The organism is Streptomyces sp. NBC_01515 (assembly GCF_045040345.1).
GTDB lineage: Bacteria > Actinomycetota > Actinomycetes > Streptomycetales > Streptomycetaceae > Streptomyces.
Window position 1 is genome coordinate 1,158,663 of the sequence record NZ_CP109416.1, and the last position, 26,591, is coordinate 1,185,253.

At 70.4% G+C, this 26,591-nt stretch carries 24 protein-coding genes; 11 read left to right on the top strand and 13 right to left on the bottom strand.

From position 1 onward, the window contains the following. Positions 1 to 44: 44 nt before the first annotated feature. A complete protein-coding gene (locus tag OG407_RS04860) occupies positions 45 to 956 on the top strand; it encodes a LysR family transcriptional regulator (RefSeq protein ID WP_405855320.1) in 912 nt (303 codons plus the stop codon). Positions 957 to 988: 32 nt separating this feature from the next. On the opposite strand, the gene OG407_RS04865 is transcribed toward OG407_RS04860, so the two are convergent. Further along, a complete protein-coding gene (locus tag OG407_RS04865) occupies positions 989 to 1,177 on the bottom strand; it encodes a hypothetical protein (protein WP_403594489.1) in 189 nt (62 codons plus the stop codon). A 191-nt stretch (positions 1,178 to 1,368) separates the two neighbouring features. Between OG407_RS04865 and OG407_RS04870 the strand changes: the two genes are divergently transcribed. Continuing rightward, positions 1,369 to 2,742, top strand: a complete 1,374-nt coding sequence (locus OG407_RS04870) for a cryptochrome/photolyase family protein (RefSeq protein ID WP_405855322.1) — start codon at positions 1,369 to 1,371, stop codon at positions 2,740 to 2,742. A gap of 9 nt (positions 2,743 to 2,751) precedes the next feature. Here the strand turns inward: OG407_RS04870 and OG407_RS04875 are convergent, their stop codons facing one another. After that, complete coding sequence (locus OG407_RS04875) at positions 2,752 to 3,732, bottom strand: MerR family transcriptional regulator (RefSeq protein WP_405855324.1); 981 nt, start codon at positions 3,730 to 3,732, stop codon at positions 2,752 to 2,754. 102 nt (positions 3,733 to 3,834) lie between these two features. On the opposite strand from OG407_RS04875, the gene OG407_RS04880 reads away from it, so the two are divergent. Together OG407_RS04880 and OG407_RS04885 are read left to right on the top strand one after the other, a co-directional pair. Beyond that, complete coding sequence (locus tag OG407_RS04880) at positions 3,835 to 4,437, top strand: sigma-70 family RNA polymerase sigma factor (protein WP_405855326.1); 603 nt, start codon at positions 3,835 to 3,837, stop codon at positions 4,435 to 4,437. 90 nt (positions 4,438 to 4,527) lie between these two features. After that, positions 4,528 to 4,968, top strand: coding sequence for an SPW repeat protein (locus OG407_RS04885; protein WP_403594228.1), 441 nt, complete (start codon positions 4,528 to 4,530; stop codon positions 4,966 to 4,968). Positions 4,969 to 5,032: 64 nt separating this feature from the next. Here OG407_RS04885 and OG407_RS04890 read toward each other — a convergent pair whose 3' ends face one another. Both OG407_RS04890 and OG407_RS04895 read right to left on the bottom strand, forming a co-directional pair. Beyond that, positions 5,033 to 5,803: an ArsR/SmtB family transcription factor gene (locus OG407_RS04890; RefSeq protein ID WP_405855328.1), complete on the bottom strand. Its 771-nt coding sequence runs from the start codon at positions 5,801 to 5,803 to the stop codon at positions 5,033 to 5,035. A gap of 102 nt (positions 5,804 to 5,905) precedes the next feature. Beyond that, positions 5,906 to 6,649, bottom strand: a complete 744-nt coding sequence (locus tag OG407_RS04895; protein WP_405855330.1) for a phosphotransferase — start codon at positions 6,647 to 6,649, stop codon at positions 5,906 to 5,908. A 57-nt stretch (positions 6,650 to 6,706) separates the two neighbouring features. On the opposite strand from OG407_RS04895, the gene OG407_RS04900 reads away from it, so the two are divergent. After that, the gene (locus OG407_RS04900) at positions 6,707 to 6,946 is read left to right on the top strand and encodes a hypothetical protein (protein WP_405855332.1); all 240 of its coding nucleotides are present in this window, start codon (positions 6,707 to 6,709) and stop codon (positions 6,944 to 6,946) included. Here OG407_RS04900 and OG407_RS04905 read toward each other — a convergent pair. Further along, the gene (locus OG407_RS04905) at positions 6,943 to 8,412 is read right to left on the bottom strand and encodes an APC family permease (RefSeq protein ID WP_405855334.1); all 1,470 of its coding nucleotides are present in this window, start codon (positions 8,410 to 8,412) and stop codon (positions 6,943 to 6,945) included. The genes OG407_RS04900 and OG407_RS04905 overlap by 4 nt on opposite strands. 141 nt (positions 8,413 to 8,553) lie before the next feature. Here OG407_RS04905 and OG407_RS04910 point away from each other — a divergent pair, with 141 nt between their 5' ends. Next, positions 8,554 to 9,738 carry an ROK family protein gene (locus OG407_RS04910; protein ID WP_403594239.1) on the top strand — a complete coding sequence of 395 codons (1,185 nt, stop codon included), beginning with the start codon at positions 8,554 to 8,556 and terminating at the stop codon, positions 9,736 to 9,738. 102 nt (positions 9,739 to 9,840) lie between these two features. After that, the gene (locus OG407_RS04915; protein ID WP_405868285.1) at positions 9,841 to 12,591 is read left to right on the top strand and encodes a glycosyl hydrolase 2 galactose-binding domain-containing protein; all 2,751 of its coding nucleotides are present in this window, start codon (positions 9,841 to 9,843) and stop codon (positions 12,589 to 12,591) included. 65 nt (positions 12,592 to 12,656) lie between these two features. Here the strand turns inward: OG407_RS04915 and OG407_RS04920 are convergent, their stop codons facing one another. Further along, positions 12,657 to 14,081: a hydrolase gene (locus OG407_RS04920; protein ID WP_405855336.1), complete on the bottom strand. Its 1,425-nt coding sequence runs from the start codon at positions 14,079 to 14,081 to the stop codon at positions 12,657 to 12,659. A gap of 231 nt (positions 14,082 to 14,312) precedes the next feature. On the opposite strand from OG407_RS04920, the gene OG407_RS04925 reads away from it, so the two are divergent. Further along, entirely contained in the window at positions 14,313 to 14,576 is a 264-nt protein-coding gene (locus tag OG407_RS04925; RefSeq protein WP_019057177.1) for a GlsB/YeaQ/YmgE family stress response membrane protein, read from the top strand. 211 nt (positions 14,577 to 14,787) lie between these two features. Here the strand turns inward: OG407_RS04925 and OG407_RS04930 are convergent, their stop codons facing one another. From OG407_RS04930 to OG407_RS04940, 3 genes are read right to left on the bottom strand one after another with little or no spacing between them, the layout of a single operon-like run. After that, positions 14,788 to 15,717, bottom strand: coding sequence for an NAD-dependent epimerase/dehydratase family protein (locus OG407_RS04930; protein WP_405855338.1), 930 nt, complete (start codon positions 15,715 to 15,717; stop codon positions 14,788 to 14,790). A gap of 57 nt (positions 15,718 to 15,774) precedes the next feature. Next, complete coding sequence (locus OG407_RS04935; protein WP_405855340.1) at positions 15,775 to 16,551, bottom strand: GNAT family N-acetyltransferase; 777 nt, start codon at positions 16,549 to 16,551, stop codon at positions 15,775 to 15,777. Positions 16,552 to 16,591: 40 nt separating this feature from the next. Continuing rightward, positions 16,592 to 16,975, bottom strand: a complete 384-nt coding sequence (locus OG407_RS04940; protein WP_405855342.1) for a MerR family transcriptional regulator — start codon at positions 16,973 to 16,975, stop codon at positions 16,592 to 16,594. Positions 16,976 to 17,064: 89 nt separating this feature from the next. Here OG407_RS04940 and OG407_RS04945 point away from each other — a divergent pair, with 89 nt between their 5' ends. Continuing rightward, the gene (locus OG407_RS04945) at positions 17,065 to 18,279 is read left to right on the top strand and encodes an MFS transporter (RefSeq protein ID WP_405855344.1); all 1,215 of its coding nucleotides are present in this window, start codon (positions 17,065 to 17,067) and stop codon (positions 18,277 to 18,279) included. A gap of 110 nt (positions 18,280 to 18,389) precedes the next feature. On the opposite strand, the gene OG407_RS04950 is transcribed toward OG407_RS04945, so the two are convergent. Continuing rightward, entirely contained in the window at positions 18,390 to 19,289 is a 900-nt protein-coding gene (locus OG407_RS04950) for an SDR family oxidoreductase (protein WP_405855346.1), read from the bottom strand. A gap of 228 nt (positions 19,290 to 19,517) precedes the next feature. Between OG407_RS04950 and OG407_RS04955 the strand changes: the two genes are divergently transcribed. After that, a complete protein-coding gene (locus tag OG407_RS04955; RefSeq protein WP_405855348.1) occupies positions 19,518 to 20,429 on the top strand; it encodes a LysR substrate-binding domain-containing protein in 912 nt (303 codons plus the stop codon). A gap of 75 nt (positions 20,430 to 20,504) precedes the next feature. On the opposite strand, the gene OG407_RS04960 is transcribed toward OG407_RS04955, so the two are convergent. After that, the gene (locus OG407_RS04960) at positions 20,505 to 21,200 is read right to left on the bottom strand and encodes a chaplin (protein ID WP_405855350.1); all 696 of its coding nucleotides are present in this window, start codon (positions 21,198 to 21,200) and stop codon (positions 20,505 to 20,507) included. 293 nt (positions 21,201 to 21,493) lie between these two features. Here OG407_RS04960 and OG407_RS04965 point away from each other — a divergent pair, with 293 nt between their 5' ends. Continuing rightward, a complete protein-coding gene (locus tag OG407_RS04965; RefSeq protein ID WP_405855352.1) occupies positions 21,494 to 23,080 on the top strand; it encodes an alpha/beta hydrolase in 1,587 nt (528 codons plus the stop codon). Positions 23,081 to 23,088: 8 nt separating this feature from the next. On the opposite strand, the gene asnB is transcribed toward OG407_RS04965, so the two are convergent. Both asnB and OG407_RS04975 read right to left on the bottom strand, forming a co-directional pair. Continuing rightward, a complete protein-coding gene (gene asnB / locus OG407_RS04970; RefSeq protein ID WP_405855354.1) occupies positions 23,089 to 24,930 on the bottom strand; it encodes an asparagine synthase (glutamine-hydrolyzing) in 1,842 nt (613 codons plus the stop codon). 289 nt (positions 24,931 to 25,219) lie between these two features. Further along, positions 25,220 to 26,482, bottom strand: coding sequence for an arginine deiminase (locus tag OG407_RS04975; RefSeq protein WP_405855356.1), 1,263 nt, complete (start codon positions 26,480 to 26,482; stop codon positions 25,220 to 25,222). Positions 26,483 to 26,591: the final 109 nt, after the last annotated feature.

Consider the following 26,591-nt stretch of genomic DNA (forward strand, 5'->3'; position numbering starts at 1 on the left):
GGAAACCCTTGAACAGCCCGGGAAATCGGCCGCATTCTGCGGGCATGCGCACCGAACAGCTGGAATACATAGCGGCCGTCACCCGGCTCGGCTCCCTGCGCCGGGCCGCCGAGGAACTGCGCCTGTCACAGCCCGCGTTGAGCGAGACCGTACGCAATCTCGAACGCGAACTCGGCGTCGATCTCCTGGAGCGCAAACGCACGGGCGCGACGATGAGCGCGGAGGGCCGCGAACTGCTGCCGAAGATCGTCGACGTGCTGGACGCGGTGGACCGGCTGCGGGCGGCGGCGGGCGAGCAGCACCGGATCAGCCGCATGGTGCGGGTGGGCACGGTCAACGCGGCGACCGTGCCGCTGCTGCTTCCCGTCGTGCGGGACTTCCGCGCCTCGCATCCGCTCACCCAGGTCGAGGTGGTCGGCGCGCAGCAGACGGACATCCACCGGGCGCTGTCGGAGGGCGGGTTCGATCTCGGGCTGGTCAATCACCTGGACGGCGACGACATGCCGGCCGACTTCGAGTCCACCGAGCTGCTGTCCGGGCTGCCCGTGGTGTGCATGCGCCCCGACAGCCCGCTGGCGTCCCGGCCGACGGTCGGTGTGGACGACCTCCTCACCGAGCCGCTGATCGGTATGCGTTCCGGCTATGTGATGCACCGCTATGTCCACCGGCTGCTCGGCGGGCGGGGTCCCGCCTTCGCGTACTCGACCGACGGCGCCGAGATGGGCAAGCTCATGGTCGCGGAGGGGCTCGGGGCGACGGTCCTGCCCGACTTCAGCGTGGTCGGGGACCCGCTGGAGCGGCTCGGCGCGATCACCTACCGGCCGATCGCCGGCGACACGGCCCGCGTCCTGCTGATGCTGCGCCGCCGCCGGGCAGAGTCCGTACCGCAGGCGGCCGGGGATCTGCACGAGGCGTTCGTACGGCGAGCACGGGAGTTGAGCGGAACACCCGCCTGAGGCTGTGGTCGCCCCGGGCCGGGGTCGTACGGTCAGTCCTCGTCGCCCATCGGAACGACCACGAGGAACGCGTCGGACTTCAGGTCCATGACGACGCTGGCGGGCTCACCCTCGGCGCGGCGCCGGGCCGCGAACTCCTCGGCAGGCCATGATCCGCGCGGAGCCCCCGCCGAAAACCGCTTCAACACCTTCGCGCCCATGTCCGCAGACACCTCCAGCATCGTTCCTCGGTGCCCCATGGGAACCGTCGTACCTGTTCACCTGCCCCCGATCGACGCCGACATGCCAAGTTCCCCCGGCGGCGGGACGGCGCCGGGAGCGTGTACGCCCGTCGGGTGACAGCCGCATCCGCCGGGCGCGCCGGACCGGAAGCACCTCACGACCCCCTTTCCCGTCTCCCGGAGTGCGCACCATGAACGTCTCGGTCGCCCTGTTCACCGCCGACCTGCGCCTGCACGACCATCCCGCGCTGCGCGCCGCCGCCGAGGCCCGCCGGACGGTCCCGCTGTTCGTCCGCGACCGGGGCGTGACGGACGCGGGGTTCGCCGCGCCCAACCGCCTGGCGTTCCTCGCCGACTGTCTGCGCGACCTCGACGCCGGCCTGCGGGAACGGGGCGGCCACTTGGTGATCCGGTCCGGTGACGTCGTCGGCGAGGTGTGCAAGGTGGCCGCCGAGACGGACGCCGACGAGGTCCACATGGCGGCCGACGTCAGCGACTACGCGCGGCGGCGCGAGCAGCGGCTGCGGCGGGCGCTGGAGGCGGAGGGGCGGCGGCTGCACGTCCACGACACCGTGACCACGGCCGTCGCCCCGGGCGCGGTGACCCCGGCCTCCTCGGACCACTTCGCGGTCTTCACGCCGTACTTCCGCCACTGGTCCGGGCAGCACCTGCGCACCCCGCTCGCCGCACCGCGCACCGTGCGGGTCCCGGACAATGTCGGTTCCGAGGAACTCCCCTCCCGTACCGGCCTCGTTGGGCTGTCGCCGGGCCTGGCGACCGGTGGCGAGACCGAGGGCCGCAAGCTGCTGAGCCGGTGGCTGCGCAACGGCATCGCCGAGTACGAGAACCTGCACGACGCCCTGGCCGCGGACGCCACCTCCCGCTTCTCGCCCCATCTCCACTTCGGCACCCTCTCGCCCGTCGAACTGGCCCATCGAGCCCGGCAGTTGAGCGGTCCGGGCGCTGAGGCCTTCGTACGGCAGCTCGCGTGGCGTGACTTCCACCGCCAGGTGCTGGCGGCCAGGCCCTCGGCCGCGGGCGCCGACTACCGTACGAAACACGACCGTTGGCGGTCCGACCGCACGGCCCGCGAGGACATCGCGGCCTGGCAGGAGGGCCGCACCGGCTATCCGCTGATCGACGCGGCGATGCGCCAACTGCGGCACGAGGGCTGGATGCACAACCGCGGACGCCTGCTGACCGCGAGCTTCCTCACCAAGACGCTCTACGTCGACTGGCGCATCGGCGCCCGGCACTTCCTCGACCTGCTGGTCGACGGCGATGTGGCGAACAACCAGCTCAACTGGCAGTGGATGGCGGGCACCGGCACCGACTCGCGCCCCAACCGGGTCCTCAACCCCGTCACGCAGGCCAAGCGGTACGACCCGGACGGCGCGTACGTCCGCCGCTGGGTGCCCGAACTCGCCGGGCTGGACGGCCCGTTGGTGCACGAGCCGTGGAAACTCAGGGCACTTGACCAAGCGGCGCTCGGCGACTATCCGGATCCGATCGTCGAACTCGCGGACGGGCTCGCGCGGTTCAGGCGAGGTCGGGAAGGTGGCTGAGGCCCCCGGTCAGGGCCGTGCCGCGTACAACCCCGACAGCGCGTCCACGGCATCCGCGAGCGTCGCCGGCCGCAGCGCGCCCCGCACCGGAGTGCCGGACCAGCCGGGACCGGCCAGTACCACCGAGGGCTGTCGCCTGGCCCCCTTCACTCCCCACCGGATGTCGGCGAGGTGCCGGGCCAGCGACGGGCTCGCGGTGGAGCGCGCCTGCGCCCACAGGACGACGGCCGCCGGGCCCAGCCGCCGAACCGCCGTGGTGAGCGCCTCGGCGGGTACGGCGGCGCCGAACATCCTTGTGGGGAGGCCGAGTTCACCCAGTGCGGCGTTGAGCGCCTCGATGGGAAGGGTGTGCTGGTCGCCGGGTACGCAGGCCAGGACGACCGGCGAGACGTCGGCCTGTGGCCCGGGAGGCGGGGTGTGTCGGCGCAGGGCGGTGGAGACGTGCCAGGACAGCAGGTGCTCCACCTCGACGTAACGGTCCCCCGACGACGCCCACTTGCGCCCCACCGCGTGCAGCGTCGGCACCATCACCTCCTGCCAGGCGACGACGGTGCCGTACTGGCCGACCGCATCGGCCAGTTGACGCTCGACGGCGGGCGCGTCGAGCCGGACGGCGGCGCGCGCCAGGCCGCGGCATTCCTGGCGCACGTCCCCGAGGGGCAGCGCACCGGGGGCCTGTGACCTCCGGCTCCGTACGGGCACCGGCTCCACCTGCGGACCGGCGGCCCTCTTCACCGCCTGCGCCGCCTCGGCCGGCGGTACGCCCGACGAGGTCAGCCGGCACATCGCCTCCAGCAGTGCCACGTCCCGCGGGGTCCAGCGCCGGTGCCGTCCCTCGGCGCGGACCGCGGGACCGATGCCGTAGCGACGCTCCCAGGACCGCAGTGTGGTCGGGGCCACGCCCAGCCGACGGGCCAACGCACCGGTCGTCAGGGGCACTTCGGCCGTTGACGGATACGCGGCGTCTCCGCCTGCGGGCATTTCGCTCATCCGGCGACTATACGACGCAGAATCGACGCGAGTTGATGGCCTTGATCCCTTGCTCGCACGATGACCGGACAGTCGCCGTCCGACGCGCGAGGAGTCGCAGCCATGAGCCCGCAGCCCGGCGCCGTCCGCCCGAGCCCGGCGGCGGACTCGCTCACCGACGAGGAGCTGGCCAGGGGGCTGGTGGCGGGCGACGAGGACTGCCTGGCCGCCGCGTATCACCGCTGGTCGCCGCTGGTGCACAGCCTGGCGCGGCGCTCGCTGGGCGACGTCAAGGAAGCCGAGGACGTGACGCAGGAGGTGTTCCTCGGGGTGTGGCGCGGGCGGCGGGGTTTCCGTCCCGAGCGCGGGTCGATCGGCGGCTGGATCGTGGGCATCACCAGGCGTGGGATCGCCGACGCGCTGTCCGCCCGCACCCGTCGCCTGCACCTCCTGGCCGCCGCGGGCTCGTCGCTCGCCCTCGCCGATCCGGTCACGCGGAAGCCGGAGACGGTTCTCGACCGCGTCCTGGTCCTGCACGAGCTGGCCAGGCTGCCCGCGCCCCAACAGCGGGTGCTGCGGCTGACGTACTACGAGGACCTGACCCAGACCCAGATCGCGCGGCGCACCGGCTGGCCGCTCGGCACGGTCAAAAGCCATGCGCGTCGCGGGCTCCACCAGTTGCGCCGCCGCCTCCAGGAGGACGAACAGGCTGACCACTACACATAAAGGCGAAATAAGAGCACTATGGGGATAAGCGGCTTTTGCCGCATACCGCACCAGACGCGGTCAGGCCAGCGAAGTCAAAGGAGACGAGTCATGGCCAACGTCTCGCACACCAGAGGTGACATAGCGAGCCACCCTGATGTCTCCGAAATGCAGGCACGCTACGCCCGCATGCTCGGTGGACGCGATGTGGCGCTCGTGGACGGACCGGTGTTCCTGCTCGGTCTGTACTGCGCCGTGTCCCCGTGGATACTCCACTACACGACGAGCCAGCCCGCGCTCGTGCCGCACAACCTGATCGTCGGCATCGCGATCGGCCTGCTGGCCCTCGGGTTCACCAGGGCGCCGGAACGCATGTACGGCCTCAGCTGGGCGATGAGCGCCCTGGGTGTCTGGATGATCGTCTCGCCGTGGATCGTCGGCAGCAACCCCGACAAGGGCGTCATCCTCAACAACGTCATCATCGGCGGACTGGCCGTGCTGATGGGCCTGGTGTGTGCCGGTACGGCGGCGCGGAGCACTCCCAAGCCGTAGCGACCGACCCCGGAAACCGGCCGTAGGAACCCGGAAGGAAGGCACACCCCCTTTTCCGCCCCCTTCAGTGGCCGCCCGGTACCAGCCAGGGCGCCTGCGGGAGGGGGCTGCCGGTTTCGAGGACCGACTTCAGGTTGGACAGCACGGCCGGCCAGCCGCCGGACACGTCGGACAGCTCGCCCTGGTCGGCGAGGTCCTCGTGGGTGACGGTCAGACGCACGATGTCCTCGTGGCGCCGGATGCCGTAGGTGACGCGGGAGTACTTGTCCTCCTGCCCCTCGTTCTCCGGCGAGGTCCAGGTGGTCACGAGCCGCGTCGGACGCTCGCTCTCGACGACGGTGCCGACGACATCGGCGATGCCGGAACCGTCAGCGCGCACATGCTCCCAACGGGAGCCCGGCTGCCAGTCGGACACGTTGCGGTGGCCCCAGTAGGCGGCGGTCAGGTCGGCGTCGGTGAGCGCGTCCCAGACCTTCTCGGGGGTGCTCGCGATGTAGGTGACGTAGACGAATGTCGGCTTGTCGGTCATGGCTTCCTCGGCTCGTCGCTTCAGGGCCCCGAGTGCGCGCAGTCGCGGGCGCTCGAACTTGTCGATCCAGCGCTCCTGGATCTCGTGCAGCGGGACCGGATTGAGGTAGTGCAGCTTCTCCCGCCCGCGCCGCACCGTGCTGACCAGGTTCGCGGCCTCCAGAACGGCCAGATGCTGGGTCACCGACTGACGGGTCATGTCGATGCGCCCGCACAACTCACCGAGCGTCTGCCCGTTGTCCTCGTGCAGCCGGTCCAGCAGACGTCTGCGGGTCTCGTCGGCCAGCGCCTTGAAGACCGCGTCCATCCCTGAGTCATGTTCGGATCGCACACTCAACGTTATGCAGGCAGTTACCTGCATGTCAAGGTCGCGAGCTTCGTCCGATTCATTCCGATCTCCTACGGCGCCTCAGCGCAGGAACGCGCCCAGCTCCCGCCGGTGCGCGGCCACCCAGTCGTGCGCGCCCCGGATCTCGTCCACGACCCCGCTCGCCCGCAGCCCGGCCATGCCCCGCTCACCGCGCTCGGCACCGGCCTCGATGCCCCGCCAACACCGGTCCTGCCACCACAGGACCGTGTCGAGGAGTTGGTCGGTGTCACCGAGTTCGTCGAGTCCGTACGCCTCACAGATCAGCGCGATCCGGCGGGCGGCCTCGGGCACGTCGGTGACACCCGGGCCGAGGTCCAGGTACTGCCAGCAGACGTGGGCGACGTCGTGGACACGCTCGCCGGGGGCCGCCAGGTCCCAGTCGACGAAGGCCAGCGGGTGCCACGCGCTGTCGTGGACGGTGTTCTTGGGGGCGAGGTCGTTGTGGCAGACGACGTCCTGGTCACCGGCCTCAGGTGTGCCGTGCGTCAGATCGTGAAAGGAGCGGACGAGCTGCGCAACGCGCACCAGGCTGTGGTCGGTGCGGGCGGCGGAGCGCTCGTCGGGGCTGACGGCCGCCCGGCCCTCGATGTACTGGAACACCTCCCGCCCTCGCTCGTCCGTGCCGAGGAAGCGCGGTGCCCCCGCCCACCCCCGCCGCTCGAACAACGCGAGCAGTCCGGTGACGAAGGCCGACCGTTCCGGCGGGGTCGGAGTGCGTCGTACGGTCTCGCCGACCCGGACGACCGCGTTGATGGCGCCTCCGCCGAGCGCCGTTTCCTCCAACTGGCCCGCCTCCCCATATCGTTCGACCGCACGAGTATCGCCTGGCACGCTGCTCGTGTGGATCACGCGGAGGCACTGCTCATCGCCCGAACGCCACTCATCGCCTCCGACGGAACACCTCAACAGACAAACAACCGCAGCGAGTTGGCGCACGATCTGGCCAACAGCACCCGCAAAGCACGGCTGTTGGACCAGCGCGCGCCCGTCGACACCGTGCGGGTGGTGACCGACGGGCGCCCTGTCGTCAAGATCGCGGAGGACGTGCTGGCCGCGACCGGCTGGGTCAACTGCCGCTAGGCACCGGCCGGTTCCGTGTCCGGGGTCGCCTCCACGAGGTACTCCTCCGTGATCTCCTTCGGGCCGGACGGCCACACCTTCTCGAAGCGGGCCCAGATCAGGAAGGCCACGCAGCCCAGGGCCAGCCAGGCGAGGGACCACTCGATGGGGTGGCGGCCCGGGGAGTTCCGGTCCGCGTAGCCGTAGATCACGCACCAGCCGACGAAGGCGATGATGCTCGGTACGGGGTAGAGCCACATGCGGTACGGGCGGCGCAGGGCCGGCTGGCGTTTGCGCAGGACCGTGAGGGCGATGATCTGGGCCAGTGCCTGCACGATGACCATCACCGTGGTGAGCAACTGGATCAGGGTCGCCAGGTCGGTGTGGCGGCCGATGAGGAAACCGATCGCCGTGATCACGCCCATGGTGGCGAGGCCCAGCATCGGGAAGCGGTGCTTGGGGTGGAGTTTGGCGTAGGGGCGGAAGAAGACGCGTTCGCGGGCCGCGTCGTAGGGGACCCGGGAGCCGCCGAGGAGGCCGGTGAAGACGGAGGCGAAGGCCGTGATGAGGATCAGGACGGTGACCGTGTCGGCGGCGCCCTTGCCCCAGGTCTTCTCCAGGACCGCCGAGGCCACGGAGGTGGAGGCGATGTCGTTCACGTTCGTCATCCGGTGCCAGTCGATGACGCCCAGCGTGCCGATCTGCAGCATCAGGTAGATCGCCATGATGCCGACGATGGAGAAGAGGATGGAGCGCGGCAGCGTGCGGCCGGGGTCCTTGATCTCGGCGCCCATGTAGGCGGTGGTGTTGTAGCCGAGGTAGTCGTAGATGCCGATGGTGAGGCCGCCGGCGAAGCCGAGCCAGAAGTGGTCGCTGCCCAGGTCGAAGGCGTGCGCCGGGTAGGTGAAGGCGAGGTGCGCGCTGAAGTCGCTCGCGGCGGCCACGATGACCAGGAACACCGACGCGATCATCACCGTCCACATCACGGCGGTGATGCGGGCGATGTTCTCGATGCCGCGCCAGAGGAGCAGGATCACCAGGGCGATCACGCCGAGGCCGATCAGGTCGCCGGACGTCTTGCCCAAGTCCGGTGCCAGATAGCCGAGATACTGCACGAAGCCGACCACGCCGGTGGACATGATCAGCGGGATGAAGAGCATCGCCGTCCACACGAACAGGAACGGCATGAGGCGACCCGTGCGGTACTGGAACGCCTGGCGCAGATAGACGTAGCTGCCGCCGGAGCCGGGCATCGCGGCACCCATCTCGGCCCACACGAGCCCGTCGGCCAGCGCGAGGATCGCGCCCGCGACGAAGCCGATCACCGCCTGCGGACCGCCGAACGCGGCGACCATCAGCGGGATCGTCACGAACGGACCGATGCCGCACATCTGGCTCATGTTGATGGCGGTGGCCTGGAAGAGGCCGACACGGCGGACGAACCCGCCGTCGGGGGGCTGGCTACCGGGAGACGGACTACCGGACATGGGGACTCCTGGGGCTGGTCACGGGGAGAGGAATACGGCGAGAGGGATGCGGGGTGGTCCGGCGCGGGTGACTGGGCGATAAAGTTAAGGAGCCTTACTAGACTCGTCAAGAGGCTGTCCCGGATACCGGAGAATGATGCGATGCCCGTCAGTGACGCCGTGGAGCGACCGGACCAGCCTTGGAGCCGTCAGCGGCTGCGCAGTACCAACGCGCGACTGCTGCTCGACCGGCTGCGCACCGCCGGTGCCGCCTCCCGCGCCCAACTCGCCCGCGAGACAGGCCTGTCGAAGCCGACGGTCTCCAGCGCGCTGGCCGCCCTGGAGGAGGCGGGACTGGTCCACGAGGTCGGCACCCAGGCCCCGGAGCGCGGCCGGACCGCCGTGCTGTACGCCCCCGATCCGTCCGCCGGGTACGCGCTCGGGATCGACGTCGGGCGCAGCTGGCTGCGGGTCGCGGTCGCCAATCTGGACGGCGAGGTGGTGGCCCGGGCGGACGTCCGCAACCGGGCCCGCAGCTCGGGTGCGATGGCCGAGCTGGTGGTCGCCACCGCGCACCAGGTCGTCGCGAACTCCGAGGTCGAACCGGCCGCGGTGGTGCACGCCGTGGTGGGCACGCCGGGTGTCTACGACGAGCAGCGGCGCCGGGTGCGGTACGCGATGCATCTGCCGGGCTGGGGCCGGGCCGGGCTGTTCGACCGGATGCGGGAGGAGCTGGGCGTCCCGCTGGAGGTGCACAACGACGCGAATCTCGCGGCGCTGGGCGAGTACACGTACGGCGTCGGCGCGGGCAGCCGGCTGTTCGCGTACATCCTGATCGGCACCGGTCTCGGCATGGGGGTGGTCAGCGAGGGGCGGCTGTTCACGGGGGCGCACGGCGGTGCCGGGGAGATCGGGTTCCTGCCGTGGCCGGGGCAGCAGAAGCCGGAGACGCTGGAGGACGCGGTGTCCGGGGTGGCCGTCGTGGAGGCGGCCCGCCGGTTCGGCATGAGCGGGCAGCAGCTCACCGCGAAGGCCGTGTTCGACGCGGCCCGGCAGGGAAACGCCGCCGCGATCAAGGCGGTTGAGCTGGAGGGCGAGCGGATCGCGCACACGGTGGCGGCCGCTGCCGCTGTCCTCGATCCGGACCTGGTCGTCCTGGGCGGCGGGGTCGGGCACAGCGTGGATCTGCTGCTGCGTCCGGTGCGGGAGAACCTGCGCGCGCTCACTCCGCTCCGGCCGAAGATCGTGCCCAGCGCGCTGGGCGAGGACGCGGTGCTGCTGGGTGCCGTGGCCACCGCGCTCGGCACCGCGCGAGACCTCGTGTTCGAGCGCCATTCGGCGTCCTGAGCAACTCACCCACGGACACAGGTGTTTGACAGGCATCGTCGAGCGCCCTACCTTCTGGTGCGGTTAGTAAAGCTTCCTAACTTGACGAGGCTGGAGACCGCCGTGTTCCACCGCCCCGCCGTTCCCCCACTCCTCAGAGGCCGTCTCGCCACGGCCGCGGTCGCGCTCGGCCTGCTGGGCACCCTCACCACCAGCGCGTGGGCGGGGGCCCGGGAGTCGTCCCCGCCGCACCGCGCGCAGGTCCCGGTGACCGCCGTACGCTCGACCGCCGGGACCGCCACCCCGCTGTCCGGCTACACGATCCAGTCGTCCGCCAAGGTCACCGACTCCGCCGCGGCCGTCTCCTCCCCCGGCTATCCGGCGGCCGGCTGGTACCCGGCCGGCGCGCGCTCGACCGTCCTCGCGGCCCTGATCGCCGACGGTGTCTACCCGGACCCGTTCTACTCGACCAACCAGCAGAAGATCCCGAAGGCCGACTTCCAGGTACCGTGGTGGTACCGCAGCGACTTCACGGTCGCGGACCCCGGCAGGCGCACCTACCTCGACTTCAGCGGGGTGATCTCGGCGGCCGACGTCTACGTCAACGGCAAGCGGATCGCCAAGGCCGCGGACGTCAACGGTGCTTACACACAGCACGAGTTGGACGTCACCTCGCTGGTGCGCTCCGGCACGAACACGGTCGCCTTCCGCATCCGGCCGAACGACCCGAACAAGAACCTCACCATGGGCTGGATCGACTGGCTCCAGCCGCCGCCCGACGAGAACATGGGCATCGTCCGTGACGTCCTCGTCCGGCGCGGCGGCCCGGTCGCGCTGCGCGACGCACACGTGGTGACGAAGCTGGCCGTCCCGTCGCTCGCCACCGCGGACCTGACGGTGAAGGCGCGGGCTCGCAACGACTCGAACGCGCCCGTCACCACGAAGGTCAGGGGCAGCATCGGCAGTTCGACCTTCGAGAAGTCGGTCTCCCTCGCCGCACACGAGACGAGAAGCATCACCTTCGGCCTCCACCTGACCTCCCCGAAGGTCTGGTGGCCCGCGGGCATGGGCGGCCAGCCGCTCTACGGCCTCGACCTCACCGCCTCCGTGAACGGCGCCCCCTCCGACACCGTGCACCAGACCTTCGGCATCCGCGACGTGCAGGCCCCGCTGAACTCCGCCGGGGACCGCCAGTACCGCGTCAACGGCCGCAAGTTGCTGATCAAGGGCGGCGGTTGGTCACCGGACGAGTTCCTGCGCTGGGACCGGACGTACGTCGAGGACCGCCTCAAGTACGCCCTCGATCTGGGCCTGAACACCATCCGTCTGGAAGGGCACATCGAGCCGGACGAGTTCTTCGACCTGGCCGACCGCTACGGCATCCTGACCCTGCCCGGTTGGGAGTGCTGCGACAAGTGGGAGGGCCAGGTCAACGGGGACGAGACCGGCGACAAGTGGACCGCCGCCGACTACCCGGTCGCCAAGGCGTCGATGGCCGCCGAGGCCGCCCGGCTGCGTGACCACCCGAGCGTGATCTCCTTCCTCATCGGCAGCGACTTCGCCCCTGACGCGAAGATCGAGAAGACGTACCTGGACGCCCTGAAGGCCGCCGACTGGAACACCCCGGTGGTCGCCGCCGCCTCCGACAACTCCTCGCCGGTCAGCGGCAGTTCCGGCATGAAGATGACCGGCCCGTACGACTGGATCCCGCCGAACTACTGGTACGCCAAGCGCGAGGGCGGCGCCACCGGCTTCAACTCCGAGACCAGCGCGGGCCCCGACATCCCCACCCTCGACACCCTGCGCCGCATGATGACCCCGGCCGAACTGGCCACCCTCTGGAAGGACCCGAGCGCCAAGCAGTACCACCGCTCCCCGTCCTCCACCTTCAACACCCTCAAGCTCTACGACAACGCCCTCACCGGCCGCTACGGCCCACCGACGAGCCTGACCGACTACGTCCGCAAGGCGCAGCTGGCCCAATACGAGAACGTCCGGGCCCAGTTCGAGGCGTACGAGCGCAACGCCACCGACGCCTCGAAGCCCGCGACCGGGGTCGTCTACTGGATGTTCAACAGCGGATGGACCTCGCTGCACTGGCAGTTGATGGACCGTTACCTCGACCAGGGCGGCGCCTACTTCGGCGCGAAGAAGGCGAACGAGCCGCTGCACATCCAGTACTCGTACGACAACCGCTCGGTCGTCGTGGTGAACAACCGGACCGCGTCGGCACGCCAACTCACCGCCCGCGCAACCCTGTTCAACACCGACGGCACACGGAAGTACGACAAGAAGGTGACCGGGGTGAAGGTCTCCGGCGGCGGCGCGCACAGCACCGCGCTCACCCTGCCCGCGCCCTCGACGGTGAGCGGGCTGTCGACGACGTACCTGGTACGGCTGACCCTGACCGACGCGTCCGGCAAGGAGGTGAGCCGCAACGTGTACTGGCTCTCCAGCAAGCCCGACACGCTCGACTGGGCGCACACCGACTGGTACTACACGCCGACGACGAGCTACGCCGACCTCAAGGGGCTCAACTCGATGGCGCAGGCGCCGATTTCGGCGACGGCGTCGACCAGGGCGGGCGCGCACGGCACGTCGACCACGACGGTCACGGTGCGCAACTCCGGGACGGGCAAGGGCTCGGGGAAGGGTTCGGAGAAGACGCCTTCACTCCTCACCGACGTCCATCTCGTGGATTCGGCGGGCAAACCGGTGCTTCCGGTGCGGTGGTCCGACAACGACGTGAGCCTGTGGCCCGGGGAGTCGACGACACTGACGGCGACCTACCGGACGGCGGACCTGCACGGGTCGGCGCCACGGGTGCGGGTCTCCGGCTGGAACACACCGGAGCGGACGATCCCGGCACGATGAACCCGTAGACCCCGTGAACCGGTGGGGCCCGGCCGCCGCCGGGCCCCACCGGTCACCGGTCGTCGTCAGCTGACGTTGAGCGCGGTGTCGTCGATGACGAAGGACGTCTGGAGGGTGGACCCTTCGACGCCGCTGAAATTGATGGTGGCGGTGGTGCCGGCCAGGGAGGAGACGTCGAAGGACTTCAGGACGTATCCGGAGGCCGCGTTGAGGTTGGAGTAGGTGGCCAGGGTGGTGGATCCGGCGGTGACCGTCAGCTTGTCGTACGCGGTGCTGGTGGTGGTCTCCGCCGTGTCGATGTGCAGATAGAAGCTGAGCGTGGCGGAGCAGCCGGACGGGATGGTCACCGACTGGGACAAGGTGTCGGTGTGGGCCGATCCATAACCGTCGAGCCATGCCTTGTAGGAGCCGGTGCGGGCCGCCTCGCTGGAGGAGGTGGTGATGACGCCGCTGCTGGCGGTCCAGGTGGTGTTGCCGGACTCGAAGCCCGGGTTGCCGAGCAGCTGGGCGGCCGTGCAGGTGCCGCCGCCTCCGCCGCCCCCGCTGCTGCTGCCGTCGCCGGACAGCCACGCGGTGGCGTTCAGGGCGAGGGCGGCGTTGGTGGCGCCGGTGTCGTTCCAGCCGTCGTAGAGCGTGTTGCCGGACTGGCCGGTGCCGTCGTCGATGGGTGAGCTGTCGCCCCAGAACGCGACGCGTCCGCTGCCGAAGGTGCTGGTCGCGAAGAACGCGCCCGTGTTCCCGGAGTAACCGCTGCGGTACACAAGCCCCTTGACGTTCGCGTTGTCGGCGGGCTTGAGGGTGGCCGTCGTGCCGTCGGCGATCAGGCTCTTGGTGACCGTGCCGAAGGCGCCGTTCAGGACCTCGTTGGTGCTGTCGCTGATCGCGGCGGGGTAGCCGGAGCTGATGTCGAGGGTGTCGATGGAGAAGCCGAACGGGTCGGTCGAGTCGACGCTGTTGTTCGTCATCAGGTCGTTGAGGATCTCGACCGCGTCCTCGCCGTCGCTGTTGCGGTCGGCGCCGGTGTGGTCCGAGATCATGAACAGGCCGCCGCCGTTCTGGACGAACGTCATGATCGCGGTCTTCTCGGCCGTCGTGAACAGCGTGTTGGGCTCGGGCAGGACCAGCGTGTCGAAGTTCGACAGGTCGGTCGTGGACGAACCGCCGTACGTGAGCGCGCTGGTGGCGGTCTTCAGGCTGTAGTCGCCGGTCTTCTGCAGGGCGACGCCCCATGAGGAGAGCGCCCCGGTCCAGTCGGTCTCGGCGGACGGGGAGGAGTCCTGGGACAGCGGGTCGGGCTTGCTGGTGGAGATGATCCAGTCCGCGTTGCCCGCCTCCTCGGCGTGGCCGTCGTCGAACAGGACGCGGTTCGTGGTGGCCGCGTGCGCGGGCGCGGCCGTGGTGGTGACCTGGAGGGCGGCCCCCGTGACGAAAAGTCCCAGGCCGGCGAGGGCGGTGGTGAGTCTGCGGCGGGATCTTCTGGATCCAAGCATCCGTCGAACCTCCGTGAGGGGATGGGGAAGGGTGCGGTGCGGGCGCCTGATCTGCGCGCGTAGAACGGTAGTTGGGGAGTTCTACACGCGTTGAACGATTGAAAGGTACATGGCATGAAGGGGTGGTGAACAGAAAGTCCCGGCAATAACAGGCAACAGAACTCGGGCGGACTGCCTTGGCCTCCAGCGGGCACATGAAGAGAGCAGGGCTATCGACAAAAAGGGGCGGACATGGAGATCTCGGGCATCATCAGTGCCATCATCATCGGCATCATCATTGGCGTGCTGGGACGGCTCGTCGTCCCTGGGCGCCAGCACATAGGCGTTCTGCTGACGATCGTCGTCGGCATCGTGGCCGCGCTGATCGGCGCGGCGATCGCATCGGGCCTGGGGGTCGCCGACACGAAGGGCATCGACTGGATCGAGTGGCTCATCCAGATCGGCCTGGCAGCGGTCGGTATCGCCGCGCTGGACCGGTCGAGGGCGCGCCGCTGAGGAGTGGTCGGGAAGTGCCGCGGGTGAGACCGGGCGGAGGCTCGCAGTAGCGGGCCTGTCGCCCGGTCCCCCTCGTCCCGCACTCCTGACGGGCAGCTCTTGTCACCGCGCATCATCCCGCTCGTCGATCCGTAGTCCGGCCCGTCGAGCCGCGGGCCGGTTTCCGTGCGCCTGCTCCTCCGTTCACCAAGGAGGGGCAGGCGCATTGTGCTCAACGCACGCCGTGCAGTGCCGTCAGGCCCTCGCTGCTGGACGGGTACACCGGCGTCCAGCCCAGTTCCCGTTCGGCCTTCGCGCTGGACACCCGCAGGTTGCCGGACATCACCGTGTGCGCGTACGCCATCGGCCGAACCGTCCACAGCGGTACGGCCATTGGCTTCGGCAGGCCGAACTCCCGTGCCACGCACAGGAGATGGGCGCGGAAGCCGAGCGGCGTTCGGTCGGTGACGTTGTACGCCTGACCCGGCCGCCCGTGCTCGACGGCGGCGGCCACCGCGCGGGCCGCATCGGTGAGTTCGACCCAGGGCACGACCCGGCCGCGGTCGTCGGGGGCGGGCAGTTGGCGTCGGCGCAGCATGGGGAGGAGTGCGTCGGTGCCACCGGGGCCGTAGAAGAGGCCGAAGCGGAGTGCGATGCCCTCCAAGTCCGAAGCACCGAAGGTGAGTTGCTCCTTGGTGCGCATGGCCCCGATGTGCTTTTCCAGCTCTGGTGTGGTGCCGCGCGGGCCGAAGGGGTCGTCCTCGGTGAGGGGGCGGGTGCCGAAGTCCCCGTAGCCGTAGCCGAAGACCATCGACTCGGCGAGGAAACGGCGGGCGCCGGTGGCCTGTGCGGCCTCGATGAGGTGGGCGGTGCCGTGGGTGCGCAGGGCGTCGGTGGCGTGCATGTCGCGGTGGCGCAGGGGTGCCTTGCGCAGGGCGGTCGCGGCGTGGATCACCGTGTCGAAGCGGTGTCCGTCGACCGCGCGGAGCAGCGCGTCGCGGTCCATGAGGTCGGCGCGGATGCCGTTGCCGGGTCCTCGGCCGAGGCCGGTCACCTTGTGGCCCGCGTCGGTCAGGGCCCTGGTGATGTGGCCGCCGAGGACGCCGGTGGCACCGGCGAGGAGGATGCTCCGGCCGCCCTGGTCACTCTCGTTCGTCGTCATGACGGTGCGACGGATCGGGTCGGCGCGGATGTGACATCGACCCGTTGAGCTGCGGGTCTACGGCTCGTAGACGTACGGCGTGGTCGTGGTCAGCGCGGAGAAGCCGAGGCGTTCGAGGATGGGGCGGCTCTGGTCGGAGGCGTCGACCTGGAGGTAGCGGTAGCCGCGGTCGGCGGCGATGCGGGCGCGGTGGGCGATCAGGGCGCGGTAGATGCCGCGGCCCCGCCAGGCTTCCACCGTGCCGCCGCCCCACAGGCCGGCGAACCGGGTGCCGGGGACGAGTTCCATGCGGGCCGCGCTCACCGGTTCGTCGCCGGCGAGGGCGACGACGGCGACAACTGTGTCGGGTGCGGCGGCGAGTTGGGCGAGCAGACGGGCACGCAGCCGGGCGCTGTCCGTGCCGAAGGCCTTCTCGTGGACGTCCGCCACGAGGTCGATGCCGGCGCGGTCGGTGGCGGGCAACAGGCGGATGCCGTCCGGAAGTTGGGCGTCGAGGGTGAGTGCGGTGACCTCGCCGATCATCAGGGTCTCCTGCGGTTCGGGCGTGAACCCGGCCGCCGCGAGCCGCTGTCCGAGATCCGTCGGCAGGTCGTGGCCGTAGAGCTTCCACTCGAAGTCGCGGTCGAGTGCGGTGAAGTACGCGATCTGCTCGGCGATCGTCGCGTCGGCGTCCGTTTCGTCGAGGTCGGACCACAGGACGCCGTTCCAGCCGTGCGCGTCGGCGACCTGGCGCACCACTCCCCCGACGCGCTCGACGCGGGACCCGGGGCCGTCAGGTCGGGCGCCTTCGCGCAGGTCGCGGTCGTGGAGGGCGAGTACCGAGGTGTGATCCATACGCTCACTTCAACATCCGCGGGCGACCCCGGCAACGGGATTACGCGCCCCGCGCCGGTACGTCCGCCCGTACCGCCGCCAGATACGCGCTGAGCCGGTCGCGGTTGCGGGCCAGGCAGTCGATGCGGGCCTGGATCCGGTCGACGTGGTCGCTGAGCAGGGCGGCCGTCTCCGGGGTCAGGCAGTCGGCGGGGACGTGGATCTCGTCGGGGCCGGAGAGGTAGGGCAGGATCGCGCGGATCATCTCGGTGGTGAGCCCCGAGTCCAGCAGCCCGCGGATCTGCTGGACGTCCCGGACCGCGGGCTCGCCGTAGAAGCGGTAGCCGTTCTCGGTGCGGTCGGGGTGCAGCAGGTCCTGTTCCTCGTAGTAGCGCAGGAGGCGGGTGGGGACGCCGGTGCGGCGGGAGAGGTCGCCGATCTTCATGCCTGCTTCCAGGGAGGGCGTGCTCGCGCGGGGCTCACTCGCGAGGTGCGCTTGCCTTCACACTGATGTGAGGGTTCGACCATGGTCCCATGACCACCGCATCCCCGGCCAAGGGCACCGCCCTGCCCTGGTCCGGGCTCCTCGCCCTGTCCACGGCCGCCTTCACCGCCGTCCTGACCGAACTCCTCCCCGCCGGTCTGCTGCCCCGGATGGCACCGGCCCTCGGCGTCTCCGAGGCGCGGGTCGGCTTCCTGGTCACCGGTTACGCGGTCGCCTCCTTCCTGGCCGCGATCCCGGTCACCGCGGCCCTGCGCAGGCTGCCGCGCCGCCCGGTCCTGGTCGCTACGCTGCTGGGCTTCGCCTGCGCCAACGCGGTGGTCGCGCTGTCGTCGTCGTACACCGTCACCTTCGGCGCCCGCCTCCTCGCCGGGGTCATGGGCGGCACGATGTGGGCGATGCTCGCCGGGTACGCGGCCCGGATGGTGCCGGTCGAGCGGCGCGGCCGGGCGATCGCGATCGTGCTGGCCGGAATCACCCTCGCCCTCTCCCTGGGCGTACCGGCCGGCACCGCGCTCGCCGGGGCCGTCGGCTGGCGCACGGCGTTCGGGATGCTGGCCGGGCTCGCGGTCCTGGTCGTGGTCTGGATACGGCTGCGGGTGCCCGGCTTCCCCGGTGAACTCCCGGGCGCACGCGTCCCGTTGAGGGGCGTCGCCGTCCTCCCGGGGATTCCGGCCGTCCTGTCCGTCACGCTGTTCCTGCTGCTGGGGCATCAGGTGATGTACACGTACGTCGCCCCGTTCGCGGCACACTCCAGCTACGGCCGTACGGACGTCGTCCTGCTGGTGTTCGGGGTCGCCACGGTCGTCGGGATCTGGGCCACCGGGGTACTCGTGGACCGGTGGGCGCGGCCCACGCTGCTGGGCGCGACGGCGCTGTTCGTGGCGGTCATGTGTGTGCTCGGCCTGTACGCCGACTCCCCTGCCGTGCTGCTGGTTTCCGTCGCCGTATGGGGAGTTGCCTTCGGCGGCGCGCCAACTCTGATCCAGACCGCGCTCGTCAACGCCTCCGGTCCCGAACACGCCGACGTGGCAACGTCGTTGCAGACCACGGTGTACAACGCGGGGATCGCCGGGGGCTCGTTCACCGGTGGGCTCGCGCTGTCGGGGTGGGGCGCGGGGGCCTTGCCCTGGACAGCGTTGCCGTTGGTCGCGGGCGCGCTCGTCGTGGTCGTGCTGGGCCGTCGGTACGCGTTTCCGGCGGTGCCTGTGGAGGCCGAGAGTCCCGTCAACTCGCCCTACGCATAAGCACCCCAAAGGGGCGCGGGGCTGTGACATTTGCGGCTCCGCCGCGTGGGCGCGACCAGCCCCCACCGCCCCGCGGACAACCAACAACGGACCGCGCCGGACCTGGCTCCCTACGCCTCCCCGAAGTAATGCCCCGCCTCAAGATCCGCGATCAACCCCACCTCCACCGGCTCCCACCCCGTCTGCTTCCGCGTCAGCGTGCTCGACGCCGGGCAGTCCAGAGAAGCGACAAGGCCGAGGAAGCCAAAGTGCTCAACCGCCTGCTCGGGCGACACACTTCCGGTCGGAACGCCGAGACGGCGGCCGATGACCTCCGCGATCTCGCGGAGCGGCAGCGCCTCGTCGCCGACCGCGTGGTACTGCGCGCCCGCCGGGGCCGACTCCAGGGCCCACCGGTACAGCCGGGCCGCGTCGAGCCGGTGCACGGCGGGCCAGCGGGCGGCGCCCTCGCCGACGTACACCGAAACGCCCTTCTCCCGGGCGACGGCGATGAGTTGGGGGATGAATGCCTGGTCGTCGGTGCCGTGCACGGACCGGGGCAGCCGAATCACCGACGACCGTACCCCGCGCTCCGCCAGCGCGACCGCGGCGATCTCGGAGGGCTGCCGGATCGCCGCGAACGACTCGGGTCCGACGCGGTCCTCCTCCGTCGCCACCCTCCCGTCGGCGAGTCCTGGCGTACCCGAGGTGACCACGAACGGCTTGTCGGTGCCCGCGAGTTGCTCACCGATCGTCTCGATGGCCCGCAGGTCGGTGGCGCAGTTGGCGGCGAAGTCCGTGAAGTCGTGGATGAACGCGAGATGGCAGACCCCGTCCGCCGCCGCGGCGCCGGCGCGCAGGCTGTCGAGGTCGTCGAGCGAACCCCGGTGCACGGCGGCGCCCACGGCCGTCAATGCCCCGGCAGACGCGTCCGACCGGGCCAGTCCGGTGACCGTGTGCCCGGCGTCGAGCAGTTCACGGACCACGGCGGAACCGATGAACCCGGTGGCGCCGGTAACGAAAACACGCATGGGGCGTTCCTTCGATGAGTTCGATGAGATGGGGGGGCAGCCTGCGCTGCGATGTGTTGCGCTGTGCTGTGCTGCGTTGCGCTGTGCTGTGCTGTGTTTCCATCGTGGGCGGGGCACGGGTTCCGGGTCCAAAGCCTGTTTCGCATGTCGCAATACGGTTCGGGCATCACGGCAGCTCAGAAGCCATTTCGCCGAAGCCCTCGCCGTCTCACGCCGTACACTTCAGGCATGACGGACCTGCCCCCCGCGCCCGATCTCGAACTGCGTCTCGTCCGGTACTTCATCGCCGTCGCCGAGCAGAGTCACTTCGGCCGTGCCGCCAAGTCACTGCACATCACCCAGCCGTCGCTGAGCCGTCAAGTCCGGCGGCTGGAGGAGCAGTTGGGGGCCCGGCTGCTGGACCGTACACCGCAGGGCACGCGGCTCACGGAGGCCGGGCAGGTGTTTCTGCCGCGCGCCAAGGCGCTGTTGCGCTCCACGGCCCAGGCCGCCGCCGAGACCCGCTCCGCCGCCGAGCCCAGTCGCCTCACCGTCGGGTACATGGCCAACCTGTTCGTCACCCCGGCGGTGCGCGAGGTGCGGCGCCGGCATCCGGACGCCCACGTCGACGTCGTACATCTGGCCTACGACGAGGCGCGCGCCGCCCTGCTCGAACGGCGGGTGGACGCGGCGGTGGCCCGACTGCCGTTCGCCACCGACCAGTTGGAGGTCACGGTCCTCTACGACGAGCCGCGTGTCGTGCTCGTGCCGCTGGACCACCGGCTGGCCGGGAAGGAGTCCGTCACCCTGGACGACATCGCCGACGAGCCGCTTCCGCGGACGCCCAGTGCGGACCCGGCGTGGAGCGCCTTCTGGCGCATCGACCCCCGGCCGGACGGTCGCCCGGCACCCGGTGGTCCGGTCGTCCGGGCCCTGGAGGACAAGTTCGAGTTCGTCGCCGACGGACAGGCCGTCGCCATCACGGCCGGTCTCCAACCAGGTCAGACGATCCGCCCCGACATCATGGCGATCCCCCTCCACGGCGTGGAACCGAGCCACGTCGCCCTCGCGACCCGCGCCGGCGAGCACAACCGTCTGCTGACCGCGTTCCGCAGGGCGGCCCACGCACTCCTGAAGGCTCCGTCGGAGCAGGCCGAGTGACTTCCCCGCGGTTCGACGGAGGCCCCACCGGTCACTGACCCGGTGGGGCCTTCCGTTCCGGAGCGGGGGCTCGGGTCAGCGTCCCGCCCTGGGGCGGTGGCGCCGGTACAGGGCGGCGCCGCCCAGGAGGAGGGCCACGCTCGTGACGGCGGCCGGGACGGTCCCGTCGGCTCCCGTGTGGGCGAGCGACGCCTCGGCGGCGGGTGGGGCGGGGTGTCCCTTCACCTCCGTCATCGGCTTCGGGCCGGGGTGCGGCTTCGACGGCGTGGGCGGTGCGGGGGTCGGCGGCGCGGGGTGGTGGGGGTGGTCGCCCGAGGTGTTCTCGGAGTGGTTGCCCACGGTCGGGTTGCCGACGCCGACCACGCTCACGGAATTGCCGCTGAGGTTCACGGGGAGGTGGATCGGGAGCTGCACTCCGTTGCCGGAGAGCACGCCGGGCGAATCCTTTTCGCCGCCCTGTGCGACGGCACCGCCGTGCGGTCCGCCGGGGCCCTTCCCGCCGCTCCGCCTGCCACCGCCCGCTTTCGCGCCGCCTTCGTCGGCGCATGTGTTCCCCGCGGCGGGATTGAGGAGCCCGACCACGTTCACGGTGTTCCCGCACACGTTCACCGGTACGTGTACCGGGAGCTGAATGGTGTTGCCGGAGATCACCCCGGGCGAACCGGCCGCGGCGCCGTCCGCACCGGAATCGGCGAACGCCGGCATCGCCACGGCCAGCGCACCGGATGCGGCGGCGACGGCGATCGCACCGTTTCGGGTAACCCGTTTCATAGGGTCCCTGCCTTCCAGAGATGTAGCGGGCACTCACCCGCATCGAATAAAACGTTGGCGCACCATCCGAGTTATGGCTTATCGGCCTTTCACTCCATCGAGCGTCACGGTTATCGAACTACTCGTAACGAATCCTCATCGGTCGCAAATCATTAGTCGGAAAACCTCTTATGCCTATTGAAGGGGCGCAGAATACGGCACCGATCACCGGCCCGCCCGCCGGGAGGCGGGGCCCGTGAGGCCCGCTTATCGTGATCGCAGGCGCTGGTCACGGCGCGTTCTTGGAGGCATTGATGCTGGCCAAGCTGTCCTCGCGGCCCGCGTTCCGGCGGTGCGCGTTCACCGGGGTCCTCACGCTGGCGCTGCTCGGCGCGGGGCTGCCCGCGCTCGCCACGGCCGACGGCCGGCCGCAGGCCGACCTGTCCCGGTTCTACCGGCAGAAGGTGAAGTGGGCCGCGTGCAGGACCCCGGACGCACCCAAGGACCTGCAGTGCGGGAAGGTCACCGTCCCGCTCGACTACGCGAAGCCCGGCGGCGGGACGCTCGATCTCGCGCTGGCCCGCTACCGGGCGACCGGGAAGTCGAGGGGGTCGGTGCTGCTGAACTTCGGCGGTCCCGGTGGCGCGGGGGTCAGTGAACTCGCCTCGGACGGCAAGGAGTTCATGGATCTGACGAACGGCTACGACGTCGTCACGTTCGATCCGCGCGGCGTCGGCCAGTCCTCGCCCGTGAGTTGTGGCGAGGGCTCCGACCAGGGCTCGGCCGCGATCGACGAGGACACCACGGAGAGCAGTGATCCGAAGGTCGTCCTCAAGCAGTTGCGGAAGGCCGCCGCCACCTGCGCCAAGTACTCCGGCCCGGTCCTGCCGCACATCGGCACGGTCAACGCCTCCTGGGACCTGGACGTGATGCGCCAGGCGCTCGGCGACAAGAAGCTCAACTACCTTGGTTTCTCGTACGGAACGCGGCTCGGCGCGGTGTACGCGGCCCAATTCCCCAAGAAGGTCGGCCGGTTGGTGCTCGACGGCGTCGACACCCTCACCGAACCGCTCTCCGAGCAAGGGATCGCGGGCGCCGAGGGGCAGCAGACGGCGCTGGAGGACTTCCTCGACTGGTGTGTGCAGGACATCGCCTGCCCCTTCGGGACGGACGCGCGGTCGGCGCCGGACCGGGCCGTGCACCTCGTCCGCTCGCTCGACCAGGACCCGGTGCAGACGGACTTCGGCGACACTTTCTCCGGCCAGGACCTGGTGGGCGCCATCAGCCAGGCGCTGTACAGCAAGCAGATGTGGCCGACGCTGGAGCGGGCCATCGCCTCACTGGTGGAGGACGGTGACACGCGCGCCATCATGGCGTTCTCGTCGGGCGGCACCGGTCTGCCCCATCTCGGCGGGGGCGGCGGGATAGTCGACGCCCAGGACGTCCCGCTCGACAACCTCCCGGCCGCGCTGATGGCCGTCAACTGCGCCGACGACCCCGACCGCCCCACCGCCGAGCAGATCACCAAGAACCTGGACGGCCTGCGCGCCCGGTACGAGGAGGCCTCACCGGTCTTCGGCCGCTACCGGCTCACCGAGGTCCTGATGTGCTACGGCCGTCCCCGGGGCACCGACTACATCCGCGCCGACGTCAAGAACGTGGGCTCGCCGAAGATGCTGCTCGTCGGCACCCGGGGCGACCCGGCGACGCCGTACCGCTGGACCGTGGAGACGGCCCAGCGGCTCGGTTCCTCGGCTGTGGTGCTCGACAACAAGGGTGAGGGCCACACCGGTTACGCGTCGTCCAAGTGTGTGCACACCAAGGTCGACGACTTCCTGCTCTACGGTTCGCTGCCGGCCAGCGGGAGTTCGTGCCAGCCGGACAGCACCGTGGTCCCCTGAGGGCTCGCTCAGCCGAGGGCGATCTCGGGCTTGTAGAGGTCCATCCAGAGCGCCAGGTCGAGGGCGCGTTCCAGGCCGCGGCGGCCCGCCTGGGTGCTGATGGGGGTGTCCCGGTGGGCGGCCTGCCGGAGCCTCTCGCGGTCGACGAGGTCGAAGACCGGGTGGGAGGGCCGGGCGAGGAGGTCCTTGGCGTGGTCCTGGAGGGCGACCGCGTACTTGGGGTCCTGCGTGGAGGGATAGGGGCTCTTGACGCGGTCGTAGACGGACTTCGGGAGGACGTCCGCGGTGGCCTCCCTGAGCAGGGTCTTCTCCCGGCCGTCGTAGGACTTGAGGGACCAGGGGGTGTTGAAGACGTACTCGACGAGCCGGTGGTCGCAGAACGGGACGCGGACCTCCAGGCCGACGGCCATGCTCGCGCGGTCCTTGCGGTCGAGGAGGATGCGGACGAAGCGGGTGAGGTGGAGGTGGCAGACGCGCCGCATCCGGTACTCGAAGTCGCTTTCCCCGTCGAGGCGTTGGATGCCGGCGACGGCGGTGCGGTAGCCGTCCGCGATGTACGACTCGGTGTCCAGGGCCTTGGTCAGGTCGGGGCGCAGGACGTCGGCGTCGTCCCCGAAGTGCTGGCCGAACCGCACCAGCCAGGGGAAGGTGGCGGCACGCCGGGCCTCCTCGTCGAAGAACTGCAGGTAGCCGCCGAAGACCTCGTCGGCCGACTCGCCGGACAGGGCGACGGTGGACTGGTCGCGGATGGCGCGGAACAGCAGGTAGAGCGAGGCGTCCATGTCGCCGAATCCCAGGGGGAGATCGCGGGCGCGGACCATCTTCGCGCGGACGTCGAGGTCGGCCAGGGCCTGTGCGTCGAGCACGATGTCCTGGTGGTCGGTGCCGGAGGCGCGGGCCACGTCGTGGACGTACGGGGTGTCGGGGGTGCCGCGCAGTTCGTCGGCGACGAAGTTCTCGTTCTGGCCGACGAAGTCGACGGCGAAACTGCGCACCTTCTCGCCGTGCTCGGCGAGTTGGCGGGCGGCGATCGCGGTCATCGCGGAGGAGTCGAGGCCGCCGGAGAGCAGGGTGCAGCGCGGTACGTCGGCGACGAGCTGGCGGCGCACGATGTCGTCGAGGAGGGTGCGGACGGCGGTGACGGTGGTGTCGCGGTCGTCTGTGTGCGGGCGGGTCTCCAACTGCCAGTAGACGCGCCGCCGTAGACCCGAGCGGTCGACGGTGACGACGGTGCCGGGCTCGACCTCGCGCATGCCGTCCCAGATGGCGTGTCCTGGCGTCTTGATCATGGTGAAGAGTTCGCGCAGGCCGTCCAGGGTGACCCTGGCGCGGGCGAGCGGGTTGGCGAGGATCGCCTTCGGTTCGGAGCCGAACAGGACGCCGTCCGAAGTCGGGTGGTAGTAGAAGGGCTTGATGCCCATGCGGTCGCGGATCATGACGAGTTGATCGCGGCGGCCGTCCCAGATCGCGAAGGCGTACATGCCGTTGAGGCGTTCGGCGACCGCGTCGCCCCATTCGAGGTAGCCGCGCAGCACGACCTCGGTGTCGGAGTCGGTGGTGAACCGGTGCCCCCGGTCGGTGAGTTGGCGGCGCAGCTCGGTGAAGTTGTAGGTCTCCCCCGAGTAGACGAGCGCGACCGTGCCGTCCGCCGTGTCGACGGTCATCGGCTGACGGCCGCCGGGCAGGTCGATGATCGCGAGCCGGCGGTGTCCGAGGGCCGCGGGACCCCGGACCCAGGTACCACGGTCGTCCGGGCCGCGGCAGGCCATCGTCTCCGTCATCGCATCCAATGTCGCGGCCTCGGTGCGCAGTTCACGGTCGAAGGAGACCCAGCCGGTGATGCCGCACATGCGTTACCTCCTGCGTCCGGTCCACCGGTCGGAGGCCACCCACCTGCGTCTTTTCGTGTGTATGGCCCACACCCGCCGAACCAGTTGTATCAAGCATCTACATGACGAGCGTGGGTCACACCCACAGGGCCGGTCAACATGCCCGTAACCTGGCCGCCCGCGCCGACCCCGCGTTTTCGGCCGCGCTTTGCGCCCCCGAGATCCACGGATCGGGGCTCCACCGGGCGGCTCTCGTCAGGAATCGGCCATGGGCAAAGAGTTGCTCAACAACCGTGCAGTGCGCGGACGTTCAGAACTCCACGGGGTCCCGGACGATCGGGCAGGTCATGCAGTGCCCGCCGCCCCGGCCGCGCCCGAGTTCGGCGCCGACGATCGTGATGACCTCGACGCCGGCCTTGCGCAGCAGGGTGTTGGTCTGGGTGTTGCGGTCGTAGGCGAAGACCACGCCCGGTTCCAGCGCCACCGCGTTGTTGCCGCTGTCCCACTGCTGGCGTTCGGAGGCGTAGACGTCGCCGCCCGTCTCCACAATCCGCAGTTCGGGCAGGCCGAGCGCCTTGGCGACGACGTCGGTGAACGGGGTCGCGCCCTCGTCCACGATGTCGAGGCCGGGGCCCTTGTCGGCGGGGCGCAGGGAGAAGGTGTGGACGGCGTCCATGATGGCCGGGTACAGGGTCACCAGGTCGCGGTCGGCGAAGGTGAAGACGGTGTCGAGGTGCATCGCGGAACGCAGCTTCGGCATCCCGGCGACGACGACGTGCTCGGCGGCGCCCAACTCGAAGAGGGCTTTGGCGACTTGGGTGATGGCCTGGCGCGAGGTGCGCTCGCTCATGCCCATGAGGACCACCCCGTTGCCGACGGGCATGATGTCGCCGCCCTCGAACGTGGCCTGCCCCCAGTCGAGTTCGGGGTCGCCCCACCAGACGACGGAGCCCGCGAAGTCCGGGTGGAAGGTGTAGATCGCCTTCATCAGCAGGGTCTCGCCGTGCCGGGCCGGCCAGTAGAGCGGGTTGAGGGTGAGGCCGCCGTAGAGCCAGCAGGTCGTGTCGCGGGTGTAGAGGGTGTTGGGCAGCGGCGGCATCAGGTATTCGCCGACGCCGGTCGACTCGCGGACGAGGGCGACGAAGTCGGTGCGGTGGCCGTCGGGGAGGTCGGTGGTGGCGAGGCCGCCGATCAAGTACCTGGCCAGGTCGGCCGGTTCGAGGCTCTCCAGGTAGGCGCGGGTCGCGTCGACGATCCCGAGGCCGACCTCGTTCGCGACGATCTTCCGGTCCAGGAGCCAGTCCTTGGCGGCGGGGATCGTCATGGTCTGGGCGAGCAGTTCGTGCAACTCGACGACGTCGACGCCGCGTTGGCGGAGTTCGTTGACGAAGTCGGCGTGGTCGCGCTGGGCGTTCTCGACCCACATGACGTCGTCGAAGAGCAGGTCGGCGGAGTTGGTCGGGGTGAGCCTGCGGTGGGCCAGGCCCGGCGCGCAGACCAGCACCTTGCGCAGCCTGCCGACCTCGGAGTGGACGCCGTAATCATGCCGGTCCACGGTGTCCTGACTGGTCACGGTGCACGCACCCTTCCGGAGGTCGGAGACGGGGTCGGACGGACGGAGGAGAGCGGGCGCCCCCGCGCCCCAGGGCGCCGGCCACGCCCGCCTCGGGGCCGAGGCGCGG

What these genes read in the sequence shown, in the direction of transcription:
- OG407_RS04965 (WP_405855352.1), top strand. Translation starts at nt 21,494, where the DNA reads ATGCTGGCCAAGCTGTCCTCGCGGCCCGCGTTCCGGCGGTGCGCGTTC.
- OG407_RS04925 (WP_019057177.1), top strand. Translation starts at nt 14,313, where the DNA reads ATGGAGATCTCGGGCATCATCAGTGCCATCATCATCGGCATCATCATT.
- OG407_RS04865 (WP_403594489.1), bottom strand. Translation starts at nt 1,177, where the DNA reads ATGCTGGAGGTGTCTGCGGACATGGGCGCGAAGGTGTTGAAGCGGTTT.
- OG407_RS04860 (WP_405855320.1), top strand. Translation starts at nt 45, where the DNA reads ATGCGCACCGAACAGCTGGAATACATAGCGGCCGTCACCCGGCTCGGC.
- OG407_RS04910 (WP_403594239.1), top strand. Translation starts at nt 8,554, where the DNA reads ATGCCCGTCAGTGACGCCGTGGAGCGACCGGACCAGCCTTGGAGCCGT.
- OG407_RS04940 (WP_405855342.1), bottom strand. Translation starts at nt 16,975, where the DNA reads ATGAAGATCGGCGACCTCTCCCGCCGCACCGGCGTCCCCACCCGCCTC.
- OG407_RS04930 (WP_405855338.1), bottom strand. Translation starts at nt 15,717, where the DNA reads ATGACGACGAACGAGAGTGACCAGGGCGGCCGGAGCATCCTCCTCGCC.
- OG407_RS04875 (WP_405855324.1), bottom strand. Translation starts at nt 3,732, where the DNA reads ATGAGCGAAATGCCCGCAGGCGGAGACGCCGCGTATCCGTCAACGGCC.
- OG407_RS04960 (WP_405855350.1), bottom strand. Translation starts at nt 21,200, where the DNA reads ATGAAACGGGTTACCCGAAACGGTGCGATCGCCGTCGCCGCCGCATCC.
- asnB (WP_405855354.1), bottom strand. Translation starts at nt 24,930, where the DNA reads ATGTGCGGCATCACCGGCTGGGTCTCCTTCGACCGTGAACTGCGCACC.
- OG407_RS04920 (WP_405855336.1), bottom strand. Translation starts at nt 14,081, where the DNA reads ATGCTTGGATCCAGAAGATCCCGCCGCAGACTCACCACCGCCCTCGCC.
- OG407_RS04905 (WP_405855334.1), bottom strand. Translation starts at nt 8,412, where the DNA reads ATGTCCGGTAGTCCGTCTCCCGGTAGCCAGCCCCCCGACGGCGGGTTC.
- OG407_RS04870 (WP_405855322.1), top strand. Translation starts at nt 1,369, where the DNA reads ATGAACGTCTCGGTCGCCCTGTTCACCGCCGACCTGCGCCTGCACGAC.
- OG407_RS04950 (WP_405855346.1), bottom strand. Translation starts at nt 19,289, where the DNA reads ATGCGTGTTTTCGTTACCGGCGCCACCGGGTTCATCGGTTCCGCCGTG.
- OG407_RS04885 (WP_403594228.1), top strand. Translation starts at nt 4,528, where the DNA reads ATGGCCAACGTCTCGCACACCAGAGGTGACATAGCGAGCCACCCTGAT.
- OG407_RS04935 (WP_405855340.1), bottom strand. Translation starts at nt 16,551, where the DNA reads ATGGATCACACCTCGGTACTCGCCCTCCACGACCGCGACCTGCGCGAA.
- OG407_RS04890 (WP_405855328.1), bottom strand. Translation starts at nt 5,803, where the DNA reads ATGGACGCGGTCTTCAAGGCGCTGGCCGACGAGACCCGCAGACGTCTG.
- OG407_RS04880 (WP_405855326.1), top strand. Translation starts at nt 3,835, where the DNA reads ATGAGCCCGCAGCCCGGCGCCGTCCGCCCGAGCCCGGCGGCGGACTCG.
- OG407_RS04945 (WP_405855344.1), top strand. Translation starts at nt 17,065, where the DNA reads ATGACCACCGCATCCCCGGCCAAGGGCACCGCCCTGCCCTGGTCCGGG.
- OG407_RS04955 (WP_405855348.1), top strand. Translation starts at nt 19,518, where the DNA reads ATGACGGACCTGCCCCCCGCGCCCGATCTCGAACTGCGTCTCGTCCGG.